Genomic DNA, 14,815 nt, shown 5'->3' with positions numbered 1-14,815 from the left:
CCATCCGGTTCATTCGTCCATAATCCGCGCCCGCCAGACCTGTCATATTATCCTGCCCAGGCCGCAAAGCCTCTTATCCATGCCATGAGCCGTCAGGGAATAAAGTAAATTTGTCCTTAAACACGACAAATCCCCTCCATTTTGGGGCAAACTGCCGGAACCACCTTGCGGGAGCGCTTCGAAATCGCCAAGTTCGCAGGCATTGTGATGTCCGCAGCTTCCGACAGTCGGGTGCGCGCCGTTCTGGGGCCCACCAATACGGGCAAGACCCATCTCGCCATTGAGCGTATGTGCGGCCATTCGAGCGGAGCCATCGGCTTTCCGTTGCGTCTGCTGGCGCGCGAAGTCTACGATAAGGTCCGCAGGATCAAGGGGGACAGCGAAGTTGCGCTGATTACCGGCGAAGAGCGGATCGAACCGCCCAATGCCCGTTATCTGCTTTGCACCGCCGAAGCCATGCCGCGCGATGGCGGCGGACGTGCTTTCGTGGCGCTGGACGAAGTGCAGCTTTCGGCCGATCACGAACGTGGCCATATTTTCACCGACCGGCTGCTCCATGCACGCGGCCGTGAAGAGACCATGCTGCTCGGCTCGGCAACGATGGAACCTATTGTCCGGGCGCTGATCCCTGGCGTGGAGATTACCGAAAGGCCGCGTTTTTCCACGCTCACCCATGCAGGGTCGCGCAAATTGTCGCGCCTGCCCCCACGCTCGGCAATTGTCGCCTTCTCGGTAGAGCAGGTTTATGCGGTGGCCGAGATGCTGCGGCGTTTTCGCGGCGGCGCGGCGGTGGTGATGGGCGCGCTAAGCCCGGAAACGCGCAACCGGCAGGTCGAATTATTCCAGTCGGGCGAAGTGGATTATATCGTCGCCACCGATGCTATCGGCATGGGTCTCAATCTCGATGTCACCCATGTGGCCTTCGCCAGTCTTTCCAAATTCGACGGGACGCGGCTGCGCCGTCTGGTACCGGCCGAAATGGCCCAGATCGCCGGACGTGCCGGACGGCATCAGCGCGACGGGACCTTCGGCACCCTTGCGGGCACCAAGGGCGCCGACGGGGCGGAGTTCACCGAAGAAGAAATCTTCGCCATCGAGGAACACCGTTTTGCGCCGGTTACCAAATTATTCTGGCGTGAGGCCGAACCGCATATCCATTCACTCGGCGCGCTGATTGCCGATCTCGAAGAAAGGCCCGACCATCCGCAGCTGGCGCCTGCGCCCGAGGCGATCGATCTCGCCGTGCTGAAGAGGCTTGCCGAATTTCCCGATATTGCCCGTTCGGTCAAAGGCTCAGGCCTGGTGCGGCGCTTCTGGGAAGTGTGCCAGTTGCCCGATTTTCGCCAGCAGGGGGCCGAAACCCATTCGCGTTTCGTTACCCGTTTGTGGCAGGATCTGCGCGAAGGTTTTCTGGGGGCGGATTTCGTTGCGGCAAGAATTGCCGAGCTTGACCGTGTTCAGGGCGACATTCACACGCTACAGGGCCGGATCGCTGCCATTCGCAGCTGGGCTTATATCTGCCAGCGCCCCGACTGGGTACTGGCGCGCGATGAAATGGCAGCCCGTGCACGGGCTGTGGAGGCGCGTCTGTCCGACGCGCTGCACGGAAGATTGAAGGAGCGTTTCGTCAACCGGCGAACTGCTATATTGATGAAGACCATGGCTAAGGATTCAGGATTGATGCGCGTAGCGCTGACCGACGAGAATATCGTGACAGTAGAAGATGAGCCGATCGGCCATCTCGAAGGCTTCCGCTTCGTGGTCGATGCCTCGGCTAATCATGAGGACCGGCGCCTCATGCTGGCGGCGGCGGAAAAACATCTGCCGCAATTGCTGGGGCAAAAGGCCAATGTCATGATCGAAAACGAACTGGGATCGCTCACGATCGAAAAGGGCAAAATCTGGCGCGACGGCCAGATCATCGCCACGCTCGAAAAGGGGCGAACCGCCAGCCGACCGCGGCTCGTTCTGGCGCGCGAAATGGATGCACTGGAGCCCGCCCATAAGGCTCAGTTGCAGAATGCGCTGGAAGTATGGCTGGAAAATCAGCTCGCCACGCTCGCGCCGCTGCGCAAGATCGAAGAAGCGGCGGGCGATCCCGAAGCGGGGAGCGAAGTGCGCGCGCTGCTGCTCACTCTGGCCGACAAGGCCGGCACGATTCATCGCGAAGCTGCCGGTCTTGCGCAGATTCCGAAAGAAAAGCGCCCCTTTCTGCGCAAACTGGGGGTGAATATCGGTTCGCTCGACGTTTATGTACCGATGCTGCTCAAACCCGGCCCGCGCAAGCTCTTGCGTGGCCTCGGCGTGGACCGCCGGCCTTTGCGCGAAGCGATGGAAGCGGTGATTCCCGGTGCCAAGCAGGCCCCGGCCGGTTATCGCCGGGCCGGGCGGCAGGCTATTCGCGTCGATATGGCTGAAAAGCTGTTCCGCGCCGCGCATGAAAGCCGCGCCAAAGCCGGTGGCAAGCATTTTCCCGTCGATATGGCTCTGCCGACTTCCATGGGTCTTTTGCCAGAAAATTTCACCGGCTTGATGCGCGATGCGGGCTTCCGGCCCGGTAAGGCGCAGGAACTGCCCGAGGGCGCCTATGGTCCACCCGCTCCGGTGCTGTGGAGCTGGCGCCCGATCCGCAAGGACAAGGCCCCGCGCCGCAACAATCAGCCCGCGAAACCGCGCGAAGGCAATGCTTTCGCGGCATTGGCGGATCTCGTCCGTTAATGCGGATCGACCGGTTGCTGTGTTTTCTGCGCTTCGCGAAATCGCGGGGCGCAGCACAGCGCTGGATTTCGGAAGGCCATATTCGCCGCAACGGCAAACGGGTCACCCGGCTCGATCAGCCCATGGCGATCGGCGATATTCTAACTCTGCCACTGGCAAAGCGGGTTCTGGTGGTGCGGCTGACTGCCCTTCCGGCACGACGCGGCCCGCCGGCGGAGGCCCGTTCCTGTTATGAGGAACTTGACGCTGGCGGGACAATCGCCATAGCAGGCCGTGATTCGCATTTTTGATAATTTAAGAAAGGGATGAAGCAGCCATGACCTATGTCGTCACCGACGCATGTATCCGCTGCAAATATACGGACTGCGTCGAGGTCTGCCCGGTCGATTGCTTCTATGAGGGCGAGAATATGCTCGTCATCAACCCCAGCGAATGCATCGATTGCGGTGTATGCGAGCCGGAATGCCCGGCAGAAGCGATTCTTCCCGATACCGAGCCCGATCTCGAAAAATGGCTTGAGGTGAACACCAAATATTCGGCCGAATGGCCCAATATTACCGAGCGCAAGGATCCGCCCGAAGACGCGGACGAGATGCAGAATGAAGAGGGCAAGTTCGATAAGTTCTTCTCGCCTGAACCCGGCGAAGGCGACTGATCGCCACTTTCACTCTCTCATGGGCAATAAAGGAGCAGGCTGGGCGTGACCGATGATCCGACAGCCGGCTTCTCCCCCTGGAAAAGTCTCGCTGCCACACCCCGATCGGCAATTTTCGGAGCCTTCCGGGCATCGGGAATGGATAATGTCGGGATCGTCTCGGCCGGCGTCGCTTATTTCATCTTCCTCGCCATCGTGCCGTTGCTGGGCGCTGTCGTGCTGTCCTACGGGCTGATCGTCGATACGCAGACAGTCACCCGGCATATTCAGGCGCTGGCCGAAATGGCACCCGGTCCCGGCACGCAGCTTATCAGCGGCCAGCTCGAAGCGGTGGTGCAGAGTTCTTCGGGCAAGAAAGGGATCGGCCTCGCCATCGCGCTCGGCATCGCCCTGTTCGGGGCGCGCAAGGCTGCCAATTCGGTCGTTATCGCGCTCAACATCGCCTTTAATTGCGAAGAGAAGCGCGGCTTTTTCCATTCCAATCTGCTCGCGCTGGGAATGACGGTTTGCGGCATTCTGGGCGCCGGAATCGCCATGACAGCAACCACTTTGCTGTCTGCCCTCACATCCATGGTGCCCGATATCTCCGGCTCCTCCGCCTTTCTCGGCAAAAGCGTCAGCTATGGCGTCCTGCTCCTGGCCGGAATCATCGGCGCTTCAGCGCTCTACCGATTCGGCCCGGCGGGCGACCGTTCAACCGCCCGGTGGTTCACACCCGGTGCATTGCTGGCAGCGATAGGCTGGATGATTCTCACCAATGGCTTCGGATATTACGTTTCCAATTTCGGAAATTACAATGCAACCTATGGATCGCTCGGCGCGGTGATCGTGCTGCTGACCTGGCTCTATTTCTCGGCCTATGTCCTGCTTTTCGGCGCAGAACTGGACGCTGTTCTGGAAAGTCCCGAACACGGCCGAAGCTGAAAAACCGGTTCGGAAAACAGAGGCCTTTTTTGTCAGACAGTTGCAGGGTGGTAATTTTATTACCGATATGCTATATAATGCGCCAACTGTCGCCTATTATATCCCCCGGGTGACAGCCTGAACAGGAAGGCAGGCTCCCTACTCACGTCCGAAAAGTGCAATCCGGCAACCGATTTCTGTTGCGGGGCATGGGTCGTTTTTCGGTCAGGGGTAGTCTGCCCGGCTAGGAAAGGAAAGTAAATGGCTGCCAATGCGCCCGCCTTCGATGTCGGAGATTATGTCGTTTACCCCAAGCATGGCGTGGGTCGCGTCATCGAGCTGCAGAGCGAGGAAATCGCCGGCATGCAGCTTGAACTCTATGTGCTTCGCTTCGAAAAAGAACGCATGACATTGCGCGTTCCGGTCAACAAGGTCGAATCCATCGGCATGCGCAAGCTTTCCAGCGACAAAACGCTGAAAGAAGCGATGGATACGCTGAAAGGCAAACCGAAGATCAAGCGGACCATGTGGTCCCGCCGCGCGCAGGAATATGAAGCGAAGATCAATTCCGGCGATCTGGTTTCGATTGCCGAAGTGACCCGCGATCTCTTCCGTCCGGACGATCAGCCCGAACAAAGCTATTCCGAACGCCAGATTTTCGAAGCGGCTTCCAGCCGTCTGGCGCGCGAACTGGCTGCTATGGAAGAGACCGATGAGCCTGCAGCGCTGCAAAAGATTCTCGCTGTGCTCAACGAACATGCACCGCAATATTACGAGAACACCGAAGAAGCCTGATTCTTCATCCGTTCCGGGATAAAAAGGCCGCCTCTGAAAAGGGGCGGCCTTTTTTGTGAAGCGTCGACAGGGATCGACCGGTGTCATTGCTGCTGCCCCGCACCGCTGTATTATAACAGCAATGCAGCAAGGAGAAGATTCATGCGATGCACCCGAAAACCCTTATTCGCCCTCATCGGGCTCAGCTTGGTCGCACTCACAGGCTGTTCATCATTCAACGGAGGGATGAAGATGGATGGCCAGACTCTCGGCGAGCTGGACCTGCGCAGCCAGCCTTTTGATTCGGTTAAACTGGCCGGTCCTGACGATCTCACTATCGAGACCGGTACTCCCGCCATTTCGGTATCGGGCAGTGAATCGGCTCAAAAAGCCTTGCGCTTCCGCTTCGAAGATAACCAGCTTGTGGTCGGCCGCAACGATCCAGGTGGCGAGGCAGAAGGAACTGCCGCGATCAAATTGACGATGCCTCCTCCTTCGGCATTGAAACTAAGCGGATCGGGTAAGATCGCCGCAACCGAAATGCGCGGCGATGCCACTCAGATTGCGCTGTCTGGATCGGGCGATGTGAATGTCGACTCCATCGAAAGTGGCAGTCTGGCAATCAAGATTTCAGGATCAGGCGATATTCGTGGCGGCGGCCACGTACGGGCGCTCGATGCGAAAATTGCCGGCAGCGGGGATATCGACCTGGATAAGCTCGAAGCCGATAATGCCGATATCAGCATTGCCGGGTCGGGCGACGTGAAGATCTATTCCAATGGTAACGTTAAAGGATCGATTGCCGGATCGGGCGATGTGGATGTTCGCGGGCGGGCTCAGTGTTCGGTTAAGTCTGCCGGATCGGGCAGTTTACGCTGCGGCGGGGATTAAAAGATATCAGGCTGCGGCGCGCCGTAAACGATCATTAATCGCTGCACCGAGACCGTGCTGCGGAATCGGTGCAACGGCAATGACCGGCTGTGAAGCGGCGGCTCCTTCATGCAAACACTGATAGAGGCGTGCAGCCGCTTCCGCGAGATCGCCGGTTTCCGACAAAGTGACATCGCCTGCCACCAGGCCGAAACCGATCATGAATTCATCGCTGCGTGCCTGTTCAGCATGAAGCCTGACGGGTTTTCCCGGTGCATAATGGCTCGTCATCTGGCCGGGCGCTTCTATCGTGTCCGTTTCAACCTGCAAAGGCGGCCCGAGCAAAGCGCTGACATCCTCCTGCGTAATCGGTCCGGGGCGCAGAATCTGCCATCCATCGGGTCGCAAAGCGATAATGGTCGATTCCACCCCCTGCACGCAGGGACCGCCATCGAGAATCGCATCCACCCTGTTACCGAGCGATTGCAGAACATGTTCGGGGCGACTGGGGCTGATAAAACCGCTGCGATTGGCCGATGGCGCGGCCAGCGGAAAATCGAACTGCTGCAATAAGGCCCGCATGACCGGATGAGAGGGCATGCGTAATGCAATCGTAGGCAGCCCGGCTGTGACAGCTGGTACGACACCCAAAGGCTCTCTGACAGGCAGAACAAGCGTCATCGGACCCGGCCAGAAAGCGTCAGCCAGGCGCATCGCCCGCTCATCCAGCATCGCCAGTGCCTCAGCCTGCTCTATCTGTGCCAGATGGGAAATCAGCGGGTTGAAATCGGGGCGACCCTTAGCGCGGTAAATCGCGGCCACCGCTTCGACACGGTCGGCTCTGGCAGCCAGTCCGTACACTGTCTCTGTGGGAACAGCGACAAGCCGCCCTGCCCGCAACAATTCTGCCGCTTGCGCAATACCGCCCGCATCCGGGGGGAGTATGTCAGCTGTGTGCTTGCCGCCCATGAGGCGGCGCTATAGGGCAGACGATCATGAAAGACCAACCTGAACTGCTCGAACGGATCGCGGCTGCGCTGGAGCGGCTCGCGCCCCCTCCCCGCAACCGGACCGACTGGCTTGCGTCGCCCGCTTATATCTGGACAGAAAATGGCGCACTTGCCGTTTCGACGATGGACGCTCCCGATCTGGCATTGCTACAAGGCATTACCCGCCAGAAGGAAGCGGTGGTCGCCAATGTGCAGCGTCTGGCGGGCGGTCATGCCGCGCATGACATGCTGCTCTGGGGCTCGCGCGGCATGGGCAAATCCGCTCTGGTCCGGGCTTCGGTGCTCGACAGCCAGATAGCCTATCCGGGCAGTCTCGCGCTTGTACAGGTCGGAACCGATGCCCTGCCGACCCTCTCTTCGCTCTTCGCCGAACTGGGAGAGGTAGCACGCAATTTTCTCGTCTTTATCGACGATCTCGGTTTCGGGGCGGAAGATACTGCCGGGCCGCGTCATCTGCGCAGCTGGTTGGAAGGCGGCGTACAGGCTCGCCCGCATAATGTCCGTCTGGCAGTAACGTCCAACCGCCGGGCCATTGTCGATCGCCATGCTTCCGAGCAGGACGATCCGCTCAATCCCCGCGATGCGGTGGACGACAATCTGGCACTGGCCGACCGGTTCGGCCTTTCGCTTGGCTTTCATGCCTGCACGCAGGATGAATTTCTCGCCATTATCGATGGCTATGCCCGCAAGCTCGGCCTGGAATGGGATCAGGCCGAAGCGCTGGAATGGTCGCGCCGCCGGGGTGCCCGTTCAGGCCGCATCGCCCGGCACTTCATTACCGAGCTGGCCGGACGCGCAGGCAAGCAGTTCTGACAATCATACCGCCGAAGCCCCGCTCCTTCACGGGAGCGGGGCTTCGTATCAATTGCCGATCGATCCCGGCTGAATATCCGCCGGCGGATTTTCGAAAGCCCGTGACGGATCGCCATTCAGTTCGCGCTGAGGCGGTAAAGAACGCGATTTTATCCGCACCGGCGCAGGCGCAGGCTCGGCATCCGGTGCACTGACACGCCAGATGATTCCGGCTGTGTCATCGCTCACCAGAAGAGCCCCCGTCTTGTCCCATGCGACCCATGTCGGACGACCATATGTGCCACCGTCGGGGTCCAGAAAGCTACTCAGCACCTGGATCGGCTTGCCAACCGGATTCCCCCGCTCATCGAATGCGACATAGATCACATCATAGCCTGCCGGCGGCTTGCGGTTCCAGGAACCGTGCCGGGCAATGAAGGCACCGTGGGAGAATGTCTCCGGCATACGGGCACCTTCCTGCGTGAAGGTGAGACCAAGCGCAGCAACATGCGGACCCAGCGCATATTCGGGGCGCCGAGTATATTCACTGAGGAAATTCGGCATGGGTGCGGTCACACGCTCATCGACAATGTCGCCCCAATAAAGCCACGGCCAGCCATATTGCGCGCCGACCGGTACATTGGTGAGATAGTCCGGCACCAGATCGGAACCGAGCATGTCACGCTCATTCACCGTCACCCAAAGCTCATCCGCCCAGGGATTCCATGCCAGCCCGTTGGGGTTGCGCAAACCTCCGGCAAACTGACGATGGGACCCGCTTTTGAGATTGATTTCATAAATCGAGGCACGGCCCTTCTCCGCCTCCATGCCCCGGTCACCGATATTGGACGCCGAACCGATCGCAACATAAAGGCGTGTGGAATCCGGGCTGAGATAGAGATTGCGCATCCAGTGATCGCCACCGGGCGGCAGATCCATCAGCTTCTTGGGATTGCCGGTCAGCTTGGTATCGCCAAGTTCGTAATCATAGCTGAGTACCGCATCGTGATTGGCGACATAGAGTTTGCCATCAGCATAGGCGATACCCGAAGGTGAATGAAGATTGTCGCGCAGCATGTAGCGCTTCTCGGCCGTTCCGTCCCCATCTTCATCGCGTAACAAAACAAGCATGTTGGCGGAGGGAACGTCAGCACCGGCCTGACGGAAAAGCAGACCCATGATCCAGCCTTCCGGCCCACCCGGCAAATCGCGCGGCGGTGAGTTGGTCAGGGCCACAATCACGTCGCCATTGGGCAAAGTGTACATCGTGCGCGGATGGTCGAGCCCGGTGGCATAGCGATTGACCTGCAATCCCTCTGCCGCTTCGGGAGCCTTGTCATCCGGCCAGCCAACCGGCTTCGCTATTTCCACCGTGGGAATAGTCTGCGGATCGGGCTCGGCGAGCACGGGATCGTCACCGGTCACATCCTCCACCGAATATTGAGCCGGAACACCCCGGGTCAGCCACCAGCCAATAGCCACCAGCACCAAAATGACGACAAGGACGCCTAGCGCGATCTTTTTCCAAATGTTCATAGCGCCATGTTTTAAGCGAGGCAGACGCTTGCGGCAATCGGAAGGATCGCTAGATCGGCATTCATGTTCGATTTCACACCCAACCCCGATCAGCCCAAATCCGAATTATATGAGGATATTCTGTCCGCCGCCCGTGCGTTGACGGAGGGTGAGCCGGATAAAATCGCCAATATGGCTAATATTGCAGCGCTTTTGTACCAATTGATGCCTGATCTGAACTGGGCAGGATTTTATCGAATGGTGAAAGACGAATTGGTGCTCGGCCCCTTTTGCGGCAAACCGGCTTGTATCCGTATCCCGGTTGGGCGGGGCGTTTGCGGTGCAGCTGCGGAGACCGGTGAGTCGCAGCTGGTACCCGATGTCCATGCCTTTCCCGGCCATATTGCCTGCGATGCACAAAGCCGATCTGAACTCGTCGTGCCTGTGATCGAAAAGGATCGGGTGGTAGCGGTGATCGATCTCGACAGCCCCTCCCCCGGACGCTTCGACGCAGAGGACAAAAACGGCATTGAAGCGTTGGCCAGCATGCTTATCGGACGAATCTGAACCTTTTCTTCCTTTCCCCTGTTAATATAGTAAATAAAAGGTTAATTCCGGCTCCTATTCGGAGGAAACCTTATGTTTGCGCATATCGGTTCTATGGCTGCCGCTTTATTCTGTGCTGGTGTTGCTCTTGCGCCAGCACAGGCCCGCAATGCCGATCGCCCCCATGGCGGCGGAGAGTATCGCGGAGGCTGGGAAGGCGCCTGGGACGCCGATGGTAATTTCGATGGTGTCTGGTCTGGTACCTATTATCGATACGATCCCGAAGCGGAGATGGAGCGCCTGCCTCCTCCCTCCCCGCCTGTGACGAAAAGTGAGCTTTTCCATTATCCCGAACCGCAGCGCTCTGCCTGGTTGTCCGAATGTCGCCACCGTTTGCTGAATAATCGATCATTGGAAGGGATGGTGATCGATCAGGCTTCGGCGCGAGCGCATATAGCGGATCGCTGTGAGCGCTATCTGGTGAGCTATGAAGCCGCCTATTCACGCCCACAATATCCTCTTCCCGAATCCTCCGCTTCTCAATCCCGTGTACCGCGAATGAGAGCCCTTCGCCGTCGAGAGGACAGGCGCATTGCCGCACAGGATGTCACTGACAGCGGGACTGTCACCTACCAGCAGTAAACAAGCAAAACAGGGAGGTTCATTACCCCCCAACTGCTCCTTTTTTTAAGATCAGATATCGCCACCGCTCAGCCGCTGACAGATCAGATCAAGCTGATCGAGCGTGCGATATTTGATCGCCACCGTACCCGAACGCGGATCATCGTCAGATTCAATTTTGACAGGCAGGCCAAGAAACTCTTCCAGCTGTTTCTGCACGGCAATAATGTCAGCATCTTCAGCGCGCGGTTTACGTGCATGGCGTTTTGCCGGCGCATCACCGCTGGCCTCGCGGGCCTGCTTGCGCACGAGCTTTTCAACTTCACGAACCGAAAGCTTCTTCTCAATGGCCTTTTTAGCCAGTTCCGCTGCATTTTCCTGCCCTATCAACGCCCGGGCATGCCCCATATCGAGCTGTCCGGCTTCAATATGGGCCAAAACTTCTTCGGGCAAAGCCAGCAAACGCTGAAGATTTGCCACATGGCTGCGGGACTTCTCGACCAGTCGGGAAATCTCCGCCTGAGTCATTTTTTCCTGATCCGCCAGCCGCTGATAGGCTCGCGCCTCTTCCACCGGACTGAGATTTTCGCGCTGAATGTTCTCGATCAGCGCCAGTGCCATCACCTCGCGCTCTTCGAGATCGCGAATGAGCGCCGGAATCTCATGTAGCTGCGCCTTTTGCGCGGCCCGCCAGCGCCGCTCGCCAGCAACCAGCTGATAGCGGCCATTATCGAGTCTGCGCACGATAACCGGCTGTATCACCCCGCGTTGAGCGATAGATGCAGCCAGTTCCTCAAGTGCTTCCTCATCGAAATGCGTGCGAGGCTGTTGTGGATGCGGTTCGATCGATGCGACCGGCAAATTGGTCAATCCGGCAGGCCGTTCCACTGGATTAGACACAGTCGATCCAGCACTGCCGCGCTCTTCTTTACCATGAAGACCGGATTGCGGCGCCGGGGTGAGCGGTTCTTCCTGACGGACCTCACCAAGCAGAGCACCCAGCCCGCGGCCCAGCTTGCGCTTGCTGGCTGGAACGGACTTTATGGAAGCGGGAGCATCCTTTGCCGCAGCGGCTTTGTTCTTGCCACTCATGCAGCTTTCCTTTCTTCTGGCGGCAGGCGGGAAATCAATTCACGAGCCAAAGCCATATAAGACCGGCTTCCCGCACAGGCATGATCGTAGACCAGTGCCGGTAAACCATGACTCGGTGCTTCGGAAAGCCGGACATTGCGCGGAATGACAGATTCAAATACCAGACTTCCGAGCACTTCCCGCACATCCTCCGACACCTGATCTGTCAATCGGTTGCGGCGATCAAACATCGTCAGGACCACGCCGACAATACCGAGCTCCGGATTGAAGCGTTGCTTAACCTGCTCAACGGTCTGCAAAAGCTGGCTCAGGCCTTCCAGTGCAAAAAATTCGCATTGTAGCGGGATCATCAAAGTATCCGCTGCCGTCAGGGCATTCAGTGTCAAAAGGCCCAGAGAGGGGGGGCAGTCTATAAAACAGATATCGTAATCGGCATCGTTTTGCATCGCCTTACGCAGCCGCTCTGCTCGCGCATCGACTCCAACCAGTTCCACCTCAGCCCCACTAAGATCAACTGTTGCAGGTATAACGTCGAGCCCAGGTACCGATGTGCGTAATATACAATCGGCCATATCGGCCTGATCGACCAAGAGGTCGTAACTCGAATATTCACGCGCAGCAGGTGCAATGCCGACACCTGTCGATGCATTTCCCTGAGGATCAAGATCGACCAGCAAGGTCTTCCAACCTGCAGCAGCCATCGCCGTAGCAATATTGATCGCAGTGGTCGTTTTCCCTACTCCGCCTTTCTGATTGGCGATGGCTACTCGAATCATGCTTTTCGCCTCGGTTTATGACGGTATCGACCAACAATAATGCCGGCCTCCCCATCCGTGACTGACTGTTCCACGTGAAACATCGATTGTGCCGATTTTTTGAGTTCAGACAATTCTTGCGCTGCAGAACGCCCTTTGGGCAAGACCCAAATTGTGTTCGGCGTTGAAAATCTTGCTGCCAAGTTTAGCAGCCTAGGCAAAGGTGCGAAAGCACGAGCTGAAATAACAGCAGCCGGAAAAGAAACCACCTGCTCCAGACGCGCCCCCTTCACACAGCATTTTGTTAGCTTCAGGTCCGCACAAACTGATTCAAGCCATTCGACGCGTCGTTTACGCGATTCGACCAGAACAACGTCCCAATCAGGATTCATCGCCGCGATCACAAGACCTGGAAATCCAGCGCCTGTTCCGAGATCGAGCCATGGCTGTGTTTCACGTGGAACATAATCGAGCAATTGCGCACTATCGGCCAGATGACGCTGCCAAACATAATCGAGACTTTTCTCCGCCACCAGATTCTGTCGCTGATTCTCCTCTCGTAAAAGAACAACCAGTCGTTCAAGCCGCTCCATCCCTGCAGAATCTGTGAGAGTGGCACAGAAAGCACGGGCTTCATCTTCAAACTCGATAGTCATGCAGCGTCTGTCACATTCTGAATTCGTTTTGCATGGACAAGAAGAGCTGCCAAAGCGGCAGGTGTGATTCCTCTCACTCGCCCTGCCACCGCCAGAGTTTCAGGCTGAGCCGCCTGCAATCGCTCGATCATCTCATTCGAAAGGCCTGGAACACGATCATAAGGGAAATCGTGCGGCAGCGTCAGCTGATCGCTGGCCTTTAAGTCCCGTAACTCAGCATTCTGACGAGCAAGATAAGGTGCATAGATAGAATCTTCAGCCGCCTCCTGCCCAACATCACTGTTTGAATCGCACTCTTCCGGCAACCAGTCGGCCAGACTTTCCAAAGTTACACCCCCAAAACGCAGCCATTCACGCAACGGCAAGGCGCCGCTATCCCGGCGAACCGGCAAACCGGCATCAGCAAGATCGATCGAATGGACCTTGCGATCCAGAGCCTCATTCCACCGACTCTGCGCTTTCCTCCGTTCCGCAAACCACTTTTGACGAGCAGGTGACAGACATCCGGTAGCATCAGCCAAAGGCGATAATCGGGTCGTGGCATTATTGGCTCGCAAACGCAGACGATATTCGGCGCGGGAAGTCAGCATACGATAAGGTTCGCTTACCCCGTGCAAAGTAAGATCGTCGATCATCACCGCCATATAGCTGTTTGACCGATCCAACGCTGCAGGATCGCGGCCAAGTGCCCTTGCCGCTGCATGCATACCAGCAACAAGCCCCTGCGCCGCAGCCTCTTCATAGCCGGTGGTTCCATTGATCTGACCGGCGCAATAAAGACCGGGAATCTGCCGTACTTCCAGTCCGGCAGACAATGATCGAGGATCGATGTGATCATATTCCACTGCATAGCCCGGCACGACCATATCGACCTGCTCCAGCCCCTTCATGCTTCGCAACATGGCCAGTTGCACATCGACAGGTAGTGATGTGCTGATACCATTCGGATAGACCAGATGGGTTCGAAGGCCCTCCGGTTCGAGAAAAATCTGATGTCCATCTCTGTCCGCAAACCGATGTATCTTGTCTTCGATACTCGGACAGTAACGCGGACCGGCCGCACCTATCGCTCCGCTGAATAGCGGGGACCGATCGAGATTGGCCCGAATGATATCGTGGCTACGCGGATTAGTCCGTGAAATTGCGCAGAATAATTGCGGATTGACACGTTCCTGGCTCATTGGCGACATCGTCCAGAAGTCGCTATCGGAGGGCTGTTCATCGAGCACAGCCCAATTGATCGTATGTCCGTCCAGCCTCGGTGGCGTGCCGGTTTTCAGGCGCGCCATCGGCAGATTCGTTTCGCGCAACTGTTCGGCGAGACGCTGGGCAGAATTCTCTCCAATACGTCCGCCAGTAAAGCGCTCCTCGCCGCGGAAGAGTGTACCACCGAGAAAAGTGCCGGTACATAATATCACAGCCTGGGCGACGAGCTTCTGACCGTCACCGAGCTTCAAACCAGCGACACGCTCACCTTCGAAAACCAGTTCGGCAACCTCTCCCTCTATCAGAGCGAGATTACCTTGCTGCTTCAGCATGCGCTGTACGGCTTCCCGGAACAGCTCCCTGTCAGCCTGAACACGAGGCCCCCATACAGCGCTCCCCTTGGAGCGATTAAGCATTCGATAGTGGATTGCGGCGAAGTCGGCCGCTCGCCCGATCAACCCGTCAAACGCATCGACCTCGCGCACGAGATGCCCCTTGCCCAATCCACCAATAGCCGGATTGCAGCTCATTGCTCCCAATGTCGTAAGATCAAAATTTATCAGTCCGGCTCGCGCGCCCATACGGGCAGCAACCGAAGCCGCTTCGCAGCCGGCATGACCGCCACCCACGACCAGAATATCGAATTCATGCATAGCGTTATAATAGGCTTTCCGTATCACACGGTCAAAGCGCCATCACATG

Annotated in this window: 15 protein-coding genes; 9 read left to right on the top strand and 6 right to left on the bottom strand. The window is 57.7% G+C overall.

The features are described 5' to 3' along the window. Positions 1 to 207 precede the first annotated feature (207 nt). The 6 genes from D6851_RS13700 to D6851_RS13675 all read left to right on the top strand — a co-directional run bounded on the left by D6851_RS13700 (position 208) and on the right by D6851_RS13675 (position 5,941). On the top strand, positions 208 to 2,718 hold the full coding sequence (locus D6851_RS13700; RefSeq protein ID WP_120325518.1) for a helicase-related protein: 2,511 nt from the start codon (positions 208 to 210) through the stop codon (positions 2,716 to 2,718). Then, entirely contained in the window at positions 2,718 to 3,008 is a 291-nt protein-coding gene (locus D6851_RS13695; protein WP_120325463.1) for a S4 domain-containing protein, read from the top strand. Before D6851_RS13700 ends, D6851_RS13695 begins: the two co-directional genes overlap by 1 nt. 26 nt (positions 3,009 to 3,034) lie before the next feature. Further along, positions 3,035 to 3,373: a ferredoxin FdxA gene (gene fdxA / locus D6851_RS13690; protein ID WP_120325462.1), complete on the top strand. Its 339-nt coding sequence runs from the start codon at positions 3,035 to 3,037 to the stop codon at positions 3,371 to 3,373. 45 nt (positions 3,374 to 3,418) lie between these two features. After that, positions 3,419 to 4,297: a YihY/virulence factor BrkB family protein gene (locus D6851_RS13685; RefSeq protein ID WP_238474107.1), complete on the top strand. Its 879-nt coding sequence runs from the start codon at positions 3,419 to 3,421 to the stop codon at positions 4,295 to 4,297. A 240-nt stretch (positions 4,298 to 4,537) separates the two neighbouring features. After that, a complete protein-coding gene (locus D6851_RS13680) occupies positions 4,538 to 5,071 on the top strand; it encodes a CarD family transcriptional regulator (protein ID WP_120325461.1) in 534 nt (177 codons plus the stop codon). A gap of 231 nt (positions 5,072 to 5,302) precedes the next feature. Further along, entirely contained in the window at positions 5,303 to 5,941 is a 639-nt protein-coding gene (locus tag D6851_RS13675) for a head GIN domain-containing protein (protein ID WP_183030101.1), read from the top strand. Between the two features lie 6 nt (positions 5,942 to 5,947). On the opposite strand, the gene D6851_RS13670 is transcribed toward D6851_RS13675, so the two are convergent. Continuing rightward, positions 5,948 to 6,889: an L-threonylcarbamoyladenylate synthase gene (locus tag D6851_RS13670; RefSeq protein ID WP_120325459.1), complete on the bottom strand. Its 942-nt coding sequence runs from the start codon at positions 6,887 to 6,889 to the stop codon at positions 5,948 to 5,950. Positions 6,890 to 6,915: 26 nt separating this feature from the next. On the opposite strand from D6851_RS13670, the gene D6851_RS13665 reads away from it, so the two are divergent. Further along, positions 6,916 to 7,743 (top strand): DUF815 domain-containing protein, encoded by an 828-nt coding sequence (locus D6851_RS13665; RefSeq protein ID WP_120325458.1) that lies wholly within the window; start codon positions 6,916 to 6,918, stop codon positions 7,741 to 7,743. Positions 7,744 to 7,791: 48 nt separating this feature from the next. Here the strand turns inward: D6851_RS13665 and D6851_RS13660 are convergent, their stop codons facing one another. Further along, positions 7,792 to 9,258 (bottom strand): PQQ-dependent sugar dehydrogenase, encoded by a 1,467-nt coding sequence (locus D6851_RS13660; protein ID WP_120325457.1) that lies wholly within the window; start codon positions 9,256 to 9,258, stop codon positions 7,792 to 7,794. A gap of 63 nt (positions 9,259 to 9,321) precedes the next feature. On the opposite strand from D6851_RS13660, the gene D6851_RS13655 reads away from it, so the two are divergent. Together D6851_RS13655 and D6851_RS13650 are read left to right on the top strand one after the other, a co-directional pair. Then, positions 9,322 to 9,804 carry a GAF domain-containing protein gene (locus D6851_RS13655; protein ID WP_120325456.1) on the top strand — a complete coding sequence of 161 codons (483 nt, stop codon included), beginning with the start codon at positions 9,322 to 9,324 and terminating at the stop codon, positions 9,802 to 9,804. A gap of 72 nt (positions 9,805 to 9,876) precedes the next feature. Then, positions 9,877 to 10,425 (top strand): hypothetical protein, encoded by a 549-nt coding sequence (locus D6851_RS13650; protein ID WP_120325455.1) that lies wholly within the window; start codon positions 9,877 to 9,879, stop codon positions 10,423 to 10,425. A gap of 51 nt (positions 10,426 to 10,476) precedes the next feature. On the opposite strand, the gene D6851_RS13645 is transcribed toward D6851_RS13650, so the two are convergent. The 4 genes from D6851_RS13645 to mnmG are packed head-to-tail and all read right to left on the bottom strand — an operon-like array spanning position 10,477 to position 14,766. After that, a complete protein-coding gene (locus D6851_RS13645) occupies positions 10,477 to 11,496 on the bottom strand; it encodes a ParB/RepB/Spo0J family partition protein (protein ID WP_120325454.1) in 1,020 nt (339 codons plus the stop codon). Further along, positions 11,493 to 12,272 (bottom strand): ParA family protein, encoded by a 780-nt coding sequence (locus D6851_RS13640; RefSeq protein ID WP_120325453.1) that lies wholly within the window; start codon positions 12,270 to 12,272, stop codon positions 11,493 to 11,495. The genes D6851_RS13645 and D6851_RS13640 overlap by 4 nt, the downstream gene beginning before the upstream one ends. After that, on the bottom strand, positions 12,269 to 12,907 hold the full coding sequence (gene rsmG / locus D6851_RS13635; RefSeq protein ID WP_238474106.1) for a 16S rRNA (guanine(527)-N(7))-methyltransferase RsmG: 639 nt from the start codon (positions 12,905 to 12,907) through the stop codon (positions 12,269 to 12,271). Before rsmG ends, D6851_RS13640 begins: the two co-directional genes overlap by 4 nt. Further along, positions 12,904 to 14,766 carry a tRNA uridine-5-carboxymethylaminomethyl(34) synthesis enzyme MnmG gene (mnmG, locus tag D6851_RS13630; RefSeq protein ID WP_120325452.1) on the bottom strand — a complete coding sequence of 621 codons (1,863 nt, stop codon included), beginning with the start codon at positions 14,764 to 14,766 and terminating at the stop codon, positions 12,904 to 12,906. The genes rsmG and mnmG overlap by 4 nt, the downstream gene beginning before the upstream one ends. Positions 14,767 to 14,815: the final 49 nt, after the last annotated feature.

Origin of the sequence: Altericroceibacterium spongiae, assembly GCF_003610805.1 — a bacterium.
Taxonomy (GTDB): Bacteria; Pseudomonadota; Alphaproteobacteria; order Sphingomonadales; family Sphingomonadaceae; genus Altericroceibacterium; species Altericroceibacterium spongiae.
Note: the sequence above shows the minus strand (reverse complement) of the source record. Positions and strands in the feature narration are given on the sequence as shown.

What these genes read in the sequence shown, in the direction of transcription:
- D6851_RS13700 (WP_120325518.1), top strand. Translation starts at nt 208, where the DNA reads ATGTCCGCAGCTTCCGACAGTCGGGTGCGCGCCGTTCTGGGGCCCACC.
- D6851_RS13695 (WP_120325463.1), top strand. Translation starts at nt 2,718, where the DNA reads ATGCGGATCGACCGGTTGCTGTGTTTTCTGCGCTTCGCGAAATCGCGG.
- fdxA (WP_120325462.1), top strand. Translation starts at nt 3,035, where the DNA reads ATGACCTATGTCGTCACCGACGCATGTATCCGCTGCAAATATACGGAC.
- D6851_RS13680 (WP_120325461.1), top strand. Translation starts at nt 4,538, where the DNA reads ATGGCTGCCAATGCGCCCGCCTTCGATGTCGGAGATTATGTCGTTTAC.
- D6851_RS13675 (WP_183030101.1), top strand. Translation starts at nt 5,303, where the DNA reads ATGGATGGCCAGACTCTCGGCGAGCTGGACCTGCGCAGCCAGCCTTTT.
- D6851_RS13670 (WP_120325459.1), bottom strand. Translation starts at nt 6,889, where the DNA reads ATGGGCGGCAAGCACACAGCTGACATACTCCCCCCGGATGCGGGCGGT.
- D6851_RS13665 (WP_120325458.1), top strand. Translation starts at nt 6,916, where the DNA reads ATGAAAGACCAACCTGAACTGCTCGAACGGATCGCGGCTGCGCTGGAG.
- D6851_RS13660 (WP_120325457.1), bottom strand. Translation starts at nt 9,258, where the DNA reads ATGAACATTTGGAAAAAGATCGCGCTAGGCGTCCTTGTCGTCATTTTG.
- D6851_RS13655 (WP_120325456.1), top strand. Translation starts at nt 9,322, where the DNA reads ATGTTCGATTTCACACCCAACCCCGATCAGCCCAAATCCGAATTATAT.
- D6851_RS13650 (WP_120325455.1), top strand. Translation starts at nt 9,877, where the DNA reads ATGTTTGCGCATATCGGTTCTATGGCTGCCGCTTTATTCTGTGCTGGT.
- D6851_RS13645 (WP_120325454.1), bottom strand. Translation starts at nt 11,496, where the DNA reads ATGAGTGGCAAGAACAAAGCCGCTGCGGCAAAGGATGCTCCCGCTTCC.
- D6851_RS13640 (WP_120325453.1), bottom strand. Translation starts at nt 12,272, where the DNA reads ATGATTCGAGTAGCCATCGCCAATCAGAAAGGCGGAGTAGGGAAAACG.
- rsmG (WP_238474106.1), bottom strand. Translation starts at nt 12,907, where the DNA reads ATGACTATCGAGTTTGAAGATGAAGCCCGTGCTTTCTGTGCCACTCTC.
- mnmG (WP_120325452.1), bottom strand. Translation starts at nt 14,766, where the DNA reads ATGCATGAATTCGATATTCTGGTCGTGGGTGGCGGTCATGCCGGCTGC.